Annotated in this window: 15 protein-coding genes, 1 tRNA gene and 1 CRISPR repeat array; of the genes, 7 read left to right on the forward strand and 9 right to left on the reverse strand. The window is 49.0% G+C overall.

Annotation, left to right across the window (positions count from 1 at the left end; all coding sequences use genetic code 11):
* Positions 1 to 125: 125 nt before the first annotated feature.
* Positions 126 to 514: a CRISPR direct-repeat array (repeat unit 28 nt; unit sequence GTTCACTGCCGTACAGGCAGCTTAGAAA).
* Between the two features lie 521 nt (positions 515 to 1,035).
* Positions 1,036 to 2,127, reverse strand: a complete 1,092-nt coding sequence (gene ychF, locus JK154_RS02175) for a redox-regulated ATPase YchF (RefSeq protein WP_211990830.1) — start codon at positions 2,125 to 2,127, stop codon at positions 1,036 to 1,038.
* A 140-nt stretch (positions 2,128 to 2,267) separates the two neighbouring features.
* Positions 2,268 to 2,852: an aminoacyl-tRNA hydrolase gene (pth, locus tag JK154_RS02180; protein WP_211990831.1), complete on the reverse strand. Its 585-nt coding sequence runs from the start codon at positions 2,850 to 2,852 to the stop codon at positions 2,268 to 2,270.
* 226 nt (positions 2,853 to 3,078) lie between these two features.
* Between pth and ychH the strand changes: the two genes are divergently transcribed.
* A complete protein-coding gene (gene ychH / locus JK154_RS02185) occupies positions 3,079 to 3,345 on the forward strand; it encodes a stress-induced protein YchH (RefSeq protein ID WP_211990832.1) in 267 nt (88 codons plus the stop codon).
* A 64-nt stretch (positions 3,346 to 3,409) separates the two neighbouring features.
* On the opposite strand, the gene prs is transcribed toward ychH, so the two are convergent.
* From prs to lolB, 3 genes are all read right to left on the reverse strand, one after another.
* Entirely contained in the window at positions 3,410 to 4,357 is a 948-nt protein-coding gene (gene prs, locus JK154_RS02190) for a ribose-phosphate diphosphokinase (protein ID WP_211990833.1), read from the reverse strand.
* Positions 4,358 to 4,483: 126 nt separating this feature from the next.
* Positions 4,484 to 5,353, reverse strand: a complete 870-nt coding sequence (gene ispE, locus JK154_RS02195) for a 4-(cytidine 5'-diphospho)-2-C-methyl-D-erythritol kinase (protein WP_211990834.1) — start codon at positions 5,351 to 5,353, stop codon at positions 4,484 to 4,486.
* Positions 5,350 to 5,979: a lipoprotein insertase outer membrane protein LolB gene (gene lolB / locus JK154_RS02200; RefSeq protein ID WP_211990835.1), complete on the reverse strand. Its 630-nt coding sequence runs from the start codon at positions 5,977 to 5,979 to the stop codon at positions 5,350 to 5,352. Before lolB ends, ispE begins: the two co-directional genes overlap by 4 nt.
* A 199-nt stretch (positions 5,980 to 6,178) precedes the next feature.
* On the opposite strand from lolB, the gene hemA reads away from it, so the two are divergent.
* The 5 genes from hemA to kdsA all read left to right on the forward strand — a co-directional run bounded on the left by hemA (position 6,179) and on the right by kdsA (position 11,329).
* Positions 6,179 to 7,435 carry a glutamyl-tRNA reductase gene (gene hemA / locus JK154_RS02205; RefSeq protein WP_211990836.1) on the forward strand — a complete coding sequence of 419 codons (1,257 nt, stop codon included), beginning with the start codon at positions 6,179 to 6,181 and terminating at the stop codon, positions 7,433 to 7,435.
* A 35-nt stretch (positions 7,436 to 7,470) separates the two neighbouring features.
* Positions 7,471 to 8,553 carry a peptide chain release factor 1 gene (gene prfA, locus JK154_RS02210; protein WP_211990837.1) on the forward strand — a complete coding sequence of 361 codons (1,083 nt, stop codon included), beginning with the start codon at positions 7,471 to 7,473 and terminating at the stop codon, positions 8,551 to 8,553.
* The gene (prmC, locus tag JK154_RS02215) at positions 8,553 to 9,389 is read left to right on the forward strand and encodes a peptide chain release factor N(5)-glutamine methyltransferase (RefSeq protein WP_211990838.1); all 837 of its coding nucleotides are present in this window, start codon (positions 8,553 to 8,555) and stop codon (positions 9,387 to 9,389) included. Before prfA ends, prmC begins: the two co-directional genes overlap by 1 nt.
* Positions 9,390 to 9,640: 251 nt before the next feature.
* Positions 9,641 to 10,450 (forward strand): invasion regulator SirB1, encoded by an 810-nt coding sequence (sirB1, locus tag JK154_RS02220; RefSeq protein WP_211990839.1) that lies wholly within the window; start codon positions 9,641 to 9,643, stop codon positions 10,448 to 10,450.
* Positions 10,451 to 10,474: 24 nt separating this feature from the next.
* Complete coding sequence (kdsA, locus tag JK154_RS02225; RefSeq protein WP_211990840.1) at positions 10,475 to 11,329, forward strand: 3-deoxy-8-phosphooctulonate synthase; 855 nt, start codon at positions 10,475 to 10,477, stop codon at positions 11,327 to 11,329.
* Between the two features lie 88 nt (positions 11,330 to 11,417).
* Here the strand turns inward: kdsA and chaA are convergent, their stop codons facing one another.
* Positions 11,418 to 12,521: a sodium-potassium/proton antiporter ChaA gene (gene chaA, locus JK154_RS02230; RefSeq protein ID WP_211990841.1), complete on the reverse strand. Its 1,104-nt coding sequence runs from the start codon at positions 12,519 to 12,521 to the stop codon at positions 11,418 to 11,420.
* A 522-nt stretch (positions 12,522 to 13,043) separates the two neighbouring features.
* Here chaA and JK154_RS02235 point away from each other — a divergent pair.
* Positions 13,044 to 13,712, forward strand: coding sequence for a gamma-glutamylcyclotransferase (locus JK154_RS02235; RefSeq protein ID WP_211990842.1), 669 nt, complete (start codon positions 13,044 to 13,046; stop codon positions 13,710 to 13,712).
* Between the two features lie 96 nt (positions 13,713 to 13,808).
* On the opposite strand, the gene JK154_RS02240 is transcribed toward JK154_RS02235, so the two are convergent.
* From JK154_RS02240 to purU, 3 genes are all read right to left on the reverse strand, one after another.
* Positions 13,809 to 14,162, reverse strand: coding sequence for a DsrE/DsrF/TusD sulfur relay family protein (locus JK154_RS02240; protein ID WP_211990843.1), 354 nt, complete (start codon positions 14,160 to 14,162; stop codon positions 13,809 to 13,811).
* A gap of 178 nt (positions 14,163 to 14,340) precedes the next feature.
* Positions 14,341 to 14,425 (reverse strand) — tRNA-Tyr (locus JK154_RS02245).
* A 157-nt stretch (positions 14,426 to 14,582) separates the two neighbouring features.
* Positions 14,583 to 15,425, reverse strand: a complete 843-nt coding sequence (gene purU, locus JK154_RS02250; RefSeq protein ID WP_211990844.1) for a formyltetrahydrofolate deformylase — start codon at positions 15,423 to 15,425, stop codon at positions 14,583 to 14,585.
* Positions 15,426 to 15,460 lie beyond the last annotated feature (35 nt).

The following is a 15,460-nucleotide window of genomic DNA, read 5'->3' on the forward strand; positions in this document are numbered from 1 at the left end:
TTTTTTTAGAGGTAATTTAATTCTTTGATTTTTAATATGAAATTAAAAGGTTCCCCAAAAGGGTTCTGGTCACGAAACAGCCAGATTTTCTTTGAAAATCTGGCTGTTATAGTAAAATATAAACAGTTCACTGCCGTACAGGCAGCTTAGAAAAGCTAATGTCAGGAATATATCAGCCACCGGATGTTCACTGCCGTACAGGCAGCTTAGAAAATATTAATCAGCTTCAGGAATGAAGATGATTGGTTCACTGCCGTACAGGTAGCTTAGAAAAGATTAGTTCCTGCCCATTTCTATCTTTTGGTGTTCACTGCCGTACAGGTAGCTTAGAAACGCTTGAGTCAAAAGTAACAGCACTGGATAAAGTTCACTGCCGTACAGGTAGCTTAGAAAGCACAGCGTCATGCGATGCGGGTCTCGGCAAGTGTTCACTGCCGTACAGGCAGCTTAGAAAGCATCAAAAGACCGTGATACTTCGACCCAGATGTTCACTGCCGTACAGGCAGCTTAGAACGTTTTGATAACCGCATTTTGTGACACTGTAACTTTATATGCCATATAAGTCGTTCAGATATCTTCGTGCGATAATGGCTTGCACATTGCTGTGGCTAATCTCACTGGGGGCAGGTGAATGAGATTCAGAACCTCCCCACCGTTCAGTGGAGTTTGCAAAATATTCGCCGCATACCAAAAGATAGGTAACTTCATGTATTGGCCCGGTTTTTGCCGAGTGGTTCAAAGCGTTCGGTATGCTCGCTATACCTCTCACCGTCGCCAGACCCCTGGGGTAATTTAGTCGTGCAAGATGCGGGCCAGTTAATATCAAAGGGCTGCCAGCTAAAAAACCGATGAAATAGTGCGGTGGGTTTCAGCAGCAATAGGTAGAAAGCCTGTTGTACTTATCCAAATACGCATTTTTGACAGCATTGTTACGCGATGATTTGAGACGTTATGGAATAAAAAAACCACGCCATTGCGTGGTTTTTATCGTTTTTTATCGATTCTTATGAAGCATCATAAGACGACAAACATTATTCAGACGTTGAACAGGAAGTTCATCACGTCGCCATCTTTAACAATATACTCTTTCCCTTCCGCACGCATTTTGCCGGCTTCTTTAGCCCCTTGTTCACCTTTGTAGGTGATAAAGTCTTCATAGGCGATGGTCTGGGCACGGATAAAGCCTTTCTCAAAGTCGGTATGGATTTTACCGGCTGCCTGTGGCGCGGTCGCACCGACAGGGATGGTCCAGGCGCGAACCTCTTTGACACCCGCGGTGAAGTAGGTTTGCAGATTAAGCAGGGCGTAGCCAGCCCGGATAACGCGGTTCAGGCCCGGCTCTTCGATACCCAGTTCGGCCATAAACTCGTCCCGGTCAGCATCGTCAAGTTCAGCAATGTCAGACTCTACTGCAGCACAAACTGGAACCACTACCGATCCTTCTGCCGCTGCGATTTCCCGGACTTTATCCAGGTATGGGTTATTCTCGAAACCATCTTCATTGACATTAGCAATATACATGGTCGGCTTCAGGGTCAGGAAGCTTAAATAACGAATGGCGGCTTTGTCTTCTTCAGTCAGGTCGAGTGCACGCAGCATACCCGCATTACTGAGGTGTGGCAGGCATTTTTCCAGGGCAGCCAGTTCGGCTTTGGCGTCTTTATCACCACCTTTGGCTTTTTTCTGCACACGATGGATAGCGCGCTCACAGGTATCCAAATCGGACAGCGCCAGCTCGGTATTGATCACGTCAATATCCTCGGCGGGGTCAACTTTACCGGCAACATGAATAATATTGTCATTTTCAAAGCAACGAACAACATGACCAATGGCTTCTGTTTCACGGATGTTCGTCAGGAACTGGTTTCCCAGGCCTTCACCTTTGGAAGCGCCTTTTACCAGACCAGCGATATCCACAAATTCCATGGTGGTTGGCAGAATTCGCTGAGGTTTTACGATTTCGGCCAGTTTGTCCAGACGCGGGTCCGGCATAGGAACGACACCGGTGTTCGGCTCAATAGTACAAAAAGGGAAGTTGGCTGCTTCAATGCCAGCTTTCGTGAGCGCGTTGAACAGGGTGGATTTACCTACATTTGGTAAACCAACAATACCGCATTTGAATCCCATGTTTTAAATCACCTTAATATATTTATAATCAATGAATTAGTTTAGTTTCATTGAAGAAATGTAGCCAGCCTGGGTCATTATACACTTAAAGCTGGATAATCGGGGGCAGAAATGCTTATTCTGCTATTTATATGGGCTGTTTACTGTGCCTTAAAGGTGTGCAGACGATTAGTCGCTTTCGTCAGCCCCTCTTTTAGCCAGACATCAGTACAGCGCGTGGCTTCGTCAATGGCATCGTCAATCAATTTCTGCTCACTCAGGGGCGGTTTGCCGAGCACAAACCCGACGACTTTGTTTTTGTCTCCCGGATGCCCGATACCAATGCGTAACCGATGAAACCCAGGGTTATTACCCAGTTTACTGATAATGTCTTTCAGACCATTATGGCCACCATGCCCACCCGCAAGTTTGAATTTTGCAACGCCGGGGGGTAAATCGAGTTCATCATGGGCCACCAGGATCTCGTCGGGCTGGATGCGATAAAAATTGGCCATCGCTCCGACAGCTTTACCGCTGAGGTTCATAAATGTCGTCGGCACGAGTAGACGCACATCTTCCCCATCGACATTAATACGGGCAGTGTAGCCAAAAAATTTAGCTTCTTCTTTTAATGACTGGTTATGTCTGCTTGCCAGTAAATCCACATACCATGCTCCGGCATTATGGCGGGTAGCAGCATATTCCGCGCCTGGATTAGCCAGGCCGACAATCAGTTTAATGCTCACGGTTTCATCCTGAAGAAAACAGTTCAGAGCCGGGTAGTTTACTGTGCTCACACCCGGTTGACAAAGTTCAATGGCATTTACGTCATTTCATAGCAAGATAAATGTGCTTTTGTTAACAATTGTGATCTGCCACGCAAGCATCCGCCCGGCCCTTGTTTATACTTATGTAAAGATAAATCAGGGCAACATTCATAAGCTGATGAGTTGTCACTAAGCGGAGGTGGGTATGAAACGTAAAAATGCAACATTATGCGGCAATATCTTAATGGGGTGTGGACTACTGGTCATGGCTGCCGGGGTAATAGGGGCTGTGGCGAACCATCTTCCACAGTTCAATATACCCGCGATAGTGGCTTCCGGCGCCGTGCTGGGCATCTTTGTTGGTGCGGTGGTTTGGCTGGCGGGAGCTCGCCTGAGTGGTCATGAACAGGTCAGCGATCGTTACTGGTGGATCCGTCATTTTGATAAACGCTGCCGCAAAGGCGGGCAGTGATTTAGCGCAGAAACAGAAATAAAAAAACCCGCCATGATGGCGGGTTTTTTGTCTTGAGCAGTAATTAATGCTCAAACATCGCAGAGATAGACTCTTCGTTGCTAATACGGCGAATGGCTTCTGCTAGCATACCTGACAGCGTCAGAGTGCGTACATTAGGCAGCGCTTTAATTTCCGGTGACAGGGGAATGGTGTCACAAACGATAACTTCGTCAATGACGGAGTTACGTAAGTTGTGCAGCGCATTGCCCGAAAAGATAGGGTGAGTCGCATAGGCAAATACGCGCTTGGCACCACGCTCTTTCAGCGCTTCAGCGGCTTTGCACAGTGTACCACCCGTGTCAATCATATCATCGACCAGGACACAGTCACGGCCAGAAACATCACCAATGATATGCATCACTTGGGAAACGTTTGCCCGTGGGCGGCGTTTATCAATGATAGCCATATCAGTGTCGTTCAGCAGCTTCGCAATAGCACGAGCACGCACAACACCACCGATATCCGGGGAAACAACAATCGGGTTTTCAAGATCCAGTTGCAGCATGTCTTCCAGCAGGATAGGGCTGCCAAAGACATTATCAACCGGGACATCAAAGAAACCCTGGATCTGCTCGGCATGCAAATCCACTGTCAGAATACGGTCAACACCCACATTCGACAGGAAATCAGCCACAACTTTCGCGGTGATGGGAACGCGAGCAGAGCGCACACGGCGGTCCTGGCGGGCATAACCAAAATACGGAATAACGGCGGTGATGCGGCCAGCAGAAGCGCGGCGCAGAGCATCGACCATAACAACCAATTCCATCAGGTTGTCGTTTGTGGGAGCACAGGTGGACTGGATGATGAATATATCACCACCGCGTACATTTTCATTGATTTGTACGCTTACCTCACCGTCGCTAAAGCGACCGACGGCGGCGTCACCAAGAGAGGTGTACAGGCGGTTGGCAATACGTTGTGCTAGTTCCGGGATAGCGTTACCAGCAAAAAGCTTCATATCAGGCACGAGAAGAACCTCAGGCATGCGTCCAGTGGTGGATGGTGACTACCGCATATAATGTGCGGGGAGGGTAGCACCCATCCATGCGATGTATTTAAAGCACGGTGCAACGTCTGAAACAGGGTGACGTTGTCACCAATGCCCAGCTTGCCCGGATAAGGTTTGGTGCAGCGGAGAGACATTAACACCTCGCGCAACAAACCCATACAGCCAATCCGGGGCTTGCTTAAGCACCTGTCGGGCAGCGTGCTCGGTGTCAAATTCTGCAAACACACAAGCGCCGGTACCAGTCAGGCGCGACGGGGCATATTCTAACAGCCAGGAAAGCAGTGCATCAACCTCGCGAAACCGATTTCTTACGATAACCTGACAATCGTTACTAAATTCACAATTAAGTAAGGTATTGATTGACCTGACCGGTGTTTTGCGCGGTAGGTCTGGATCACTGAATATGGCAGGGGTGGAAACGCTCACCCCAGGGTGGGCAACCAGATACCATTTTTCTGCAGGATTGACCGGGGTGAGTTGTTCACCAATCCCTTCGGCAAAAGCGGCATGACCGCGAATAAATACCGGGACATCGGCCCCTAACTGACGACCGAGCTCTGCCAGTTCGTCCTCGGTACAGCGGGTGTTCCACAGCTGATTTAATACCACCAGCGTGGTGGCCGCATTCGATGACCCACCACCCAACCCGCCCCCTACAGGAAGCCGTTTTTCGACGCCAAGACTGGCCCCGGCTCCTGACGGGAGTGTTCCTTTCCCCTGGGAAAAGGTGGCCAGTAAACGGGCCGCGCGGATGATGAGATTGTCTTCGTCCGCAACGTCCTGGAGAGGGGTAGTGAGAACAATTTCACCGTCATGGCGTGGTTCCACCAGGAGCGTGTCCCCATAATCCAGAAACTGAAACAACGTTTGCAGGTTATGGTAGCCATCAGCACGCTGACCCGTAATATAAAGAAAGAGGTTTATTTTGGCCGGAGAGGGCCAGCGGGTTATCATTGACTCACCGCCCAGTTGTCCATTTTCAGCTTAATACGCAGAGAACCGCTACTCAGTTCCATATTGGAAGGCAGTGCCGGGACGCGGGTGTTGTCATAACTGCTATAAACAACCTTCCAGGTTTTGCCATTTTGCTTATAGTGCAGCTCTTTTAACTGGTACTTACTGTCCAGGCGATAATCGGTCGCTTCACCGGGTAGCCCGAGGATCCACTGGCGCAAACTATTCAATGGAATTGGCATGCCAGTGAGCTGCGTCAGGGTTTTTTCTGCATCGGCTGTGGTATGACGCTGACCATCGCTGGTGGTTAGCTGTACCTGCTCCGGTGTGACATTGAGTTCAAGTTCTGTACTGCCCAGGGGGTTCGTCAGCAACAGACGGTAGCGTTCCGGGTTTGTCTGTTGCCAGTTAAAGCGTGCATAAATTTTTTGGTCTTCCGTGAGATACGCAAAGGCACCACGTGTCTGATATTGCGTGATTTTCTGTACGGCCTGCTGGTGTTCACGCCATTGTGGGGCGTCGGGGGTTATCACCGGATCGGTTGAAGAATGATAAGAACAGGCCGTCAGGACCAGGCTGGCAAGGGGCAGTAAAAGGTATTTAAAACGAAATCCTGCGGTCAACATGATGTCAGATCATCCATAGATAAAATTCGGGGTTAACACCATGCTAACGGCAGGACCAGGGGGCGTCCAGTATCATCTTGTCCTAAATCATAAATCAGCGAAGAAGACTGGGATGCGTCGCTCTCTTTTATTGACTGCGCTCATCCTGTATGATGCGCCCAGAAATCCTTATCAACATTAGTATTACTCAGATTGCTATATGAGCCTGTTAGCACTAGGTATTAACCACAAAACAGCCCCAGTATCGTTGCGAGAACGTGTCACGTTTTCGCCGGATACGCTCGACCAGGCGTTGGGGAGTCTGCTTGCCCAGCCTTTAGTGCAGGGCGGGGTGGTGTTGTCGACCTGTAATCGGACAGAGCTGTATCTGAGTGTCGAACAGCAAGAAAACCTTCATGAACAACTGGTGAACTGGTTGTGCAGTTACCACAATCTGAATGAAGATGAGGTACGTAAAAGTCTTTACTGGTACAACGGCAATGATGCTGTCAGCCATTTGATGCGGGTTGCCAGTGGGCTTGATTCTCTGGTACTGGGCGAGCCCCAAATTCTGGGGCAGGTAAAGAAAGCCTTTGCTGACTCCCAGAAAGAGCGGGCGTTATCGGGGGAACTGGAACGCATGTTTCAGAAATCATTCTCCGTCGCTAAACGAGTCAGAACTGAAACAGATATTGGTGCGAGTGCGGTTTCTGTCGCCTTTGCTGCCTGCACGCTGGCCAGACAAATCTTTGAGTCGCTTTCAGAGGTCAGTGTCTTGCTGGTGGGCGCAGGGGAAACGATTGAACTTGTTGCTCGTCACTTGCGCGAACACCATGTTAAAAAAATGATTATAGCCAACCGTACTCGTGAACGGGCACAGTTACTGGCAGATGAGGTCGGGGCTGAGGTGATTAGCCTCAGTGATATTGATGTGCGTTTAGCTGATGCGGATATTGTGATTAGCTCAACAGCCAGCCCCTTGCCCATTATGGGTAAAGGCATGGTTGAACGTGCACTGAAAACGCGACGTAATCAGCCGATGCTGCTGGTCGATATTGCCGTGCCACGGGATGTTGAACCGGAAGTGGGTAAATTGCCCAATGTTTACCTTTATAGTGTCGATGATCTCCAGGCTATTATTCAGACCAACCTTGCCCAGCGGCAAGCCGCTGCGGTACAAGCTGAGACGATTGTTGCCCAGGAATCCTGCGAATTTATGGCCTGGCTGCGCGCTCAGAGCACCTCAGAGACGATTCGTGAATATCGTACCCAGGCCGAGCAGATACGCGATGACCTGACGGCCAAAGCGCTGGCATCCCTGCAACAAGGTGGTGATGCCGAAGCCGTCCTTCAGGAACTGGCATGGAAACTGACGAATCGTTTAATTCATACGCCAACAAAATCCCTGACGCAGGCCGCCCGTGACGGTGACCATGAACGTCTGCAAATCCTGCGTAACAGCCTCGGGCTGGATTAATCCAATAACTCTTATTACAAGGTGAAACACCGCCTATGAAGCCTTCTATTGTTGCCAAACTGGAAGCCTTGCAAGAGCGCCATGAAGAAGTTCAGGCTCTGCTGGGTGACGCTGCAACTATTGCCGATCAAGATCGTTTTCGTGCATTGTCCCGTGAATATGCGCAATTAAGTGACGTATCACGTTGTTTCCTGGACTGGCGTCAAGTGCAGGAGGATATTGAGACAGCTGAAAGCATGCTCAGTGATCCTGAAATGCGTGAGATGGCTCAGGAAGAACTGACCGAAGCAAAAGCCCGTGGTGAAGAACTGGAACAGCAGCTGCAAGTGTTATTGCTACCGAAAGACCCGGATGATGAGCGTAATGCGTTTATCGAAGTACGCGCGGGTACTGGTGGTGATGAAGCCGCGCTGTTTGCCGGGGACTTGTTTCGCATGTATAGCCGTTACGCTGAAGCGCGTCGCTGGCGTGTGGAGATCATCAGCGCCAACGAAGGTGAACATGGTGGTTTTAAAGAAGTTATCGCAAAAATTAGCGGTGATGGAGTTTATGGCCGGCTCAAATTTGAGTCAGGTGGGCATCGTGTTCAGCGTGTGCCAGCCACCGAGTCTCAGGGGCGAATTCATACCTCCGCTTGTACCGTCGCGGTGATGCCTGAGATCCCCGAAGCGGAATTGCCAGACATTAATCCGGCTGATCTGCGTATTGATACTTTCCGCTCTTCAGGTGCCGGTGGCCAGCATGTTAACACCACCGACTCAGCGATTCGTATTACCCACTTACCGACGGGAATTGTTGTTGAGTGCCAGGATGAACGCTCTCAGCACAAGAACAAAGCGAAAGCACTGTCGGTATTAGGGGCCCGTATTCGTGCCGCTGAAGTCGCAAAACGCCAGCAAGAAGAGGCTTCCACACGGCGTAACCTGCTGGGTTCAGGGGATCGTTCTGATCGTAACCGTACCTACAATTTCCCTCAAGGCCGTGTGACGGATCACCGTATTAACTTAACTCTTTATCGTCTGGATGAGGTAATGGAGGGGAAAATCGACGCCCTGATTGAGCCGATTGTTCAGGAATTCCAGGCCGACCAGCTGGCTGCACTTTCTGAGCAGGATTAATGGATTTTCAGACCTGGCTGGCCCGTGCGGTAACGGAGCTTGAGAATAGCGACAGCCCGAAACGTGATGCGCAAATCATACTGGGATTTGTGACGGGTAAATCCCGGACATTCATCCTGGCCTTTGCCGAGACAGTGTTAGATGACAGCCAGCTCAGTCAGCTGGCTGCATTACTGAGTCGTCGGGTAAAGGGGGAACCTGTGGCCTACCTGGTGGGGGAGCGCGAATTCTGGTCACTTCCCCTGCGTGTATCTCCTGCCACACTGATCCCTCGCCCTGATACGGAGTGCCTGGTTGAACAGGCCTTAGCATACTTGCCATCTCATCCTTGCAATATTCTCGATTTGGGGACAGGTACAGGGGCGATAGCCCTGGCGCTGGCCAGTGAACGCCCAGACTGTCAGATCATTGCCCTCGATGTGGTGCCTGAAGCAGTTGAATTGGCGCGCAGTAATGGGCTTCAGCTGGGTATCACAAATGTTACGGTGCAGCAGAGTCACTGGTTTAGTGCTCTGGATAATGATCAGCGCTTTAACCTGATTGCCAGTAATCCGCCTTATATTGACAGTGCGGATAAGCATCTCAGCCTGGGAGATGTTCGCTTTGAACCGAAGAGTGCACTGGTTGCCGATCATCATGGTCTTGCTGATATCGAAATTTTAGTCGGCCATAGCCAGGGGTTCCTCGAGCCGGGTGGCTGGCTGATTTTAGAACATGGCTGGCAACAAGGCGCACAGGTCCGACAACTTTTTCGTGAGGCGGGTTATCATCATGTCAGCACGGGTAAGGATTATGGAGGAAATGAGCGTTTCACATCGGGGCAATTTATCCCTTAAAAAAGAGATCGTTAAACCCGATGTCCCTTTTTACTTCAAAATACGGTATTTACTTATCAGTTTGTTGCAAACCCGGCTCTGAAAGCTGACTGACATAATATTTAGCGTTATTATTTACGCTGATTTAAAGTTTATTGACCCAGCCAATATCAGTAAAACCAGTATTTTTTGGTCTGTTATTTGCCTGGACTGGTGGTGCACAACATCATCACTGAATTCATCACCACTAAAATATCGTTACTGGGGTAAGTATGAAGTCGTTAGCCGATTTCGAATTTAATCAGGCACCGCTTTGTGAAGGCATGATTTTAGTCTCACAACTGATTCGTGATGACTTTCCAGCAGCAGAGGTCGAGCGGCAATTGGGGCAGTTAGTGGCCCTGGCGCGTGAGGAAATTTGTGAAGGTCAGCATCCAGACTTGCAACTTGAAAAGCTGATCGAGCTTTTTTATGGCGCCTGGGGATTTAAAGATGCCGAGGGTATTTATCGTCTGTCTGATGCCCTGTGGCTTGATACTGTATTAACACGACGTCAGGGGAGCGCCGCTTCTTTGGGGGCGATTTTATTATGGGTAGCCGGACAGCTTAATATTCCGTTGATGCCGGTTATTTTCCCGACACAGCTTATTTTGCGTGCAGACTGGGTGGACGGTGAAATGTGGCTTATTAACCCGTTTAATGGTGATACGCTGGACGAACATACTCTTGAAGTATGGCTGAAAGGTAACATCAACCCGACCGCCGAGCTGTATGAAGAAGACCTCGAAGAGTCCGATAATGCAGAGGTTATTCGTAAATTGCTGGATACCCTAAAGTCTTCATTAATGGAAGAACGGCAAATGGAACAAGCCCTGCGCGTCAGCGAGGTGTTGTTACAGTTTAATCCTGAAGACCCGTATGAAATACGCGATCGTGGTCTTATCTATGCTCAGCTGGATTGTGAGCATGTGGCGCTGAATGACCTGAGCTACTTTGTTGAACAGTGTCCCGAAGATCCGATCAGTGACATGATCAAAGCGCAAATTAATGCAATTGCGCATAAGCAGATAACTCTTCATTAAGCGCACACCTAACAAGGCGAATATATGAAACAAAAAGTGATTAACATTGGCGATATCAACGTCGCAAACGATCTGCCATTTGTGCTATTTGGTGGCATGAATGTGCTGGAGTCTCGTGACTTGGCGATGCGTATTTGTGAACACTATGTTCAGGTAACACAAAAGCTAGGCATCCCTTATGTGTTTAAAGCATCGTTTGATAAAGCGAACCGTTCATCAATTCGTTCTTACCGCGGTCCTGGTCTGGAAGAGGGCATGAAGATCTTCCAGGAACTTAAGCAGACCTTTGGTGTGAAAATCATTACTGATGTGCATGAAAGCTGGCAGGCACAGCCGGTTGCCGATGTGGTGGATGTGATTCAGCTGCCAGCATTCCTTGCCCGTCAGACTGACTTAGTCGAAGCCATGGCAAAAACCGGTGCCGTTATCAATGTGAAGAAACCCCAGTTTGTCAGCCCGGGGCAGATGGGCAATATCGTTGATAAGTTTGCTGAAGGGGGTAACGACAAGGTCATTTTATGTGACCGTGGTACCCAGTTTGGTTATGACAACCTGATTGTGGACATGCTGGGTTTCAGCGTGATGAAACAGGTCTCACATGGCGCACCGGTAATTTTCGATGTGACTCATGCGTTGCAATGCCGTGACCCCTTTGGTGCGGCGTCGAGTGGCCGTCGTGCGCAGGTTGCTGAACTGGCTCGTGCTGGTATGGCTACAGGGCTGGCTGGCTTATTTATTGAAGCTCACCCACACCCAGAGAGTGCTTTGTGTGATGGGCCTTCTGCACTGCCATTAGGCAAGCTTGAAGGTTTCTTGAGCCAAATTAAAGCCATCGATGATTTGGTGAAAGGTTTTGATTTTCTGGATACCAGCCATTAATCCTGCTGACTGATGGTAAGTCTTGACTTGCGCCAGTAAAATAAAAAGCCCTTGTTATAACAAGGGCTTTTTTTCTGCATGCATACGGTCAGACAAAAATAGTCATCAGGTAGGCAGCAAATAATGCCAGATGGGCGGAGCCATTAAGGACGTTCGTTCTGCCCGTTGAGAATGATATCTGACACAAGACCAGTGCGGAAACCATCACCACCATTTGTGGCATGCCTAATGCGAATATCAGTTCATTACCGGTTAGCATTGCGATAACCGTCACCGCAGGGACGGTGAGTGAAATCGTGGCCAGCACTGAGCCAAAAAACAGGTTCATAGCACGCTGAACCTGATTATTCAGCACGGCTCGCAGCGCTCCAAGCCCTTCAGGGGAAAGGATCAATAAAGCGACAAGGAAGCCTGTGAACTGCTCAGGGGCATTCAGGCTACTGAGTAAATGCTCAAGAGGGTTGGCATTCATTTTAGTCACGGCAATAACCGCAATTAAGTGAACAATCAGCCAGGCTGTATGCCATTTTGAACTATGGGCAGACGGTTTACCGTGGTGTGGATCGCCATCATCGCCTTCATCTTCATGCTCATAGATGAATAAATTTTGGTGGGTTTTGGTCTGAATTAACAGAAACACACCGTACATAGCCGCAGAGATTAAAGCGACCAATAGTGCCTGACCGGTGGAAAAGTTTCCTTCTGGCAACGCCATAGGAAAAACCAGCACAATGATGGCGAGTGGAAACAGGGCGATAAGATACTGCTTCAGACCGAACAGGTTCAGATACTGTGTGGCAAATTTTCGGCCGCCCAGGAGCAGTGAAAAACCAACCAGACCACCAGTCACAATCATAATGATAGAATAGAGCGTGTCACGCATCAGGGTCGGGGCCGCATCACCGGTCGCCATCAAGGCTGAGATCAGGCTGACTTCGAGAATGACCACGGACAAGCTCAGAATGAGTGAACCATAGGGTTCACCCAGACGGTGTGCGAGTACGTCTGCATGGCGAACCACACTAAAAGCACTGGTCAGAATGGCCACCAGTGCGAGGATATTTATCCCGACAACCACCGGCAGAGACTGGCTGGAGCCCCACATCGCCAGTATGGCCAGTGCGAGAACAGGAAAAATGAGAGAACTCTCCTTGTGACGGGTTTTAACCGCCTCATGCTGTGTTTTTGGCATTAAACTACTCCATTGCTGCAGATGACAAGTGGTGTATTTGTTGTTGCTGTGTTTTTGATTTCAATAATATAGCAAAAAAGTGTGTTTTTTACTTAATATTTACTTTTTTTTACTGCTTTTAGTTGATTAACCATTTAAATGCATTAAAAGAACTATGTTTAACAATTTAATCCATTAAAACATATAAATAGAATTTAATAATGCACAATATACATGATCGGTAATGCTTTGCTGAAACCCTGTTTTGGTTCATAGTATCAGAGATAATACATGGTTAATGTTACGCTGTCCGTTCAGGTAATCTTACAATTCAAACCAGCGATAACAAGGTTGTAGCGAATAAAAGTGGGGCTGTGCCATGAAGCGTCATCACGGTGGTTAACGTGCAAAATGACAGATACCGGGATCGCTCTCTGACTTGCGAGACATCAATTAATTTATTATGGTCAGTTTAGTCATCGATTGGACAGGATAAGTCAATCTACCTGAACAGAGGGACGTTTGCTGTAGTGGAGGCATGGTGTGATAACAAGAGATTTCTTAATGAAAGCGGATTGTAAGACAGCTTTTGGTGCCATTGAGGAATCATTATTATGGAGTCCTGAGCAACGTTCAGCCTCGCTTTTGGCTACGCTTGCCCGACGTCCAGATCAGAGTCCAGTGTGGCTGTTTGGTTATGGTTCTTTAATGTGGAATCCGGCCTTTGTCTATGATGAAACCGCCCCAGCCATTCTTGAAGGCTGGCACCGGGACTTCTGTTTACGGCTCACCGCCGGGCGTGGTACCGCATGCCACCCAGGGCGAATGCTGGCCCTTAAAGAGGGGGGGCAAACAACGGGGCTGGCATTCCGGTTACCAGAAGAAGGACTCAAAGAGGAACTCACTCTTGTCTGGAAACGGGAAATGATCACGGGGTGCTATTTACCGACGTGGTGCCCGCTGTTACTTGACGATGGACGTGAGGTTAATGCACTGGTCTTCGCGATGGACTCCCGGCATCCGCTGTATGAAGCAGATTCGCGGGCGGAGACTATTGCGCCTCTGATAGCAACAGCCAGCGGGCCATTAGGCAGCAATGCCCAGTATCTTTTTTCACTTGAACAAGCCATGAAAGAACGGGGAATGCACGATGATGTTCTTTCTGAATTAGCGAGCAGGGTGCGGTCTTTGCAACAAAAACAGCAGGAATAATGCCCTGCTGTCATAACGGTGACAATAATAGAATCCACGGGCGACCGGGCTTTCCCCCAGGTCACCGTAGGGTTTGGATCGTGGCGCTATCCCACGTTAAAACGTCAGTACTTTATCCGCCGCGATAACCCATTCAGCCAGTTCTACCAGCGTACCAATAGCAATGCCTTCCACCAGTGGGAGCGTACTGATCCCCCGACCATCTGCGCAGGTCTTGCACAGTTTCACCGGGACCCCTTGTGCGGTCAGGATTTCCAGCATTTGCTGAATATTATAACCTTCAGCCGGTTTCTGGCCGCGAATACCCGCGGTGACCGCGTCAGACATTAAAAAGAGTTTAACTTCCGGGGAAGGGGTTTGTTCATTGAGAGCAATGGCCAGACGTAAACTATTGAACATGGATTCGCTGCCATAAGCAGCGCCGTTGGCAATAATGACAATTTTCTGCACGTGTACTCCTTGTATACCAGTATGGCCGGGGAAAGTTATGCCGCCTGTACAGAACGTCATACCCGGTTCAGCATACGTTGGAAGCAGGGTAAATGGTAGACACGGCTGAAGATTAAAAGGGCAGAGAGATATCGACGATGTTCAGGATGAACATAACATCCTTAATAAGGAAAGCAGATGGTGGTGGGGGAAGGATTCGAACCTTCGAAGTCGATGACGGCAGATTTACAGTCTGCTCCCTTTGGCCGCTCGGGAACCCCACCACGGGGTAATGCACTTTACTGACCACGAAACGTTGTAAAGCGGGCGCATCATACCAAACAATGCGCCGCTGTAAAGACGTTATATGAATAAAATGAATCGTTTGCCGTTTTTTTACCCGGACTGGCGTCGGACTAAGCCGCGTTACTGAAAAAGCGACTACAGAATAATCGTGCGGTTGCCATAGACAAATACACGCTGGTTTAAGACCTGATAGAGTGCGTGGCTAAGGACATTTTTTTCGACATCACGCCCGGCACGCATCATGTCATCGGCACTGTAGGTGTGATCAACATGAATGACATCCTGCATAATGATCGGCCCCTCATCCAGATTATCATTAACATAATGTGCGGTTGCGCCGATAATTTTGACACCACGTTCATAAGCCTGGTGATAAGGGCGTGCACCGATAAACGCTGGCAGAAATGAGTGATGAATATTAATGATCTGGTTCGGAAAACGGGCGACGAATTGCGGTGTTAACACACGCATATATTTAGCCAGTACCACATAATCCGGCTGGTGGGCGGCAATGGCGTCTGCCATCTGTGCATCATGCTCGTCACGCGTCAGGCCTTCATGGCTGACCAGCTGGAATGGAATGTCAAAACGCTCAACCAGGCTACGCAGGGTATCGTGATTACCTATTACTGCTGCGATTTCCACGTCCAGGCCGCCATAGGCGGATTTCATGAGTAAATCACCCAGACAGTGTGCCTCTTTAGTGACCAGGATCACTATGCGGCGTTTTCCTGCAGGCGTCAGTTCGCGAATTGAACCTTCCGGTAACGCGCTGTCGAGGTCAGCCAGTAACGTGGTGTCGTTAAAAATACCTTCCAGCTCGGTGCGCATAAAGAAACGCCCGGTACGATGGTCAACGAATTCATTATTCTGCACAATATTCAGTTCGTGCTTGTAGCAGAGGTTAGTGATACGCGCAATCAGACCTTTTTGGTCAGGGCAGATAGTGCGAAGAATTTTACGTTGTAATGCCTGCATGGAATGCTAAGTCCTGTTGAGTGTGTCTGCAAAAC

Origin of the sequence: Citrobacter sp. JGM124 (assembly GCF_018257795.1) — a bacterium.
GTDB lineage: Bacteria > Pseudomonadota > Gammaproteobacteria > Enterobacterales > Enterobacteriaceae > JGM124.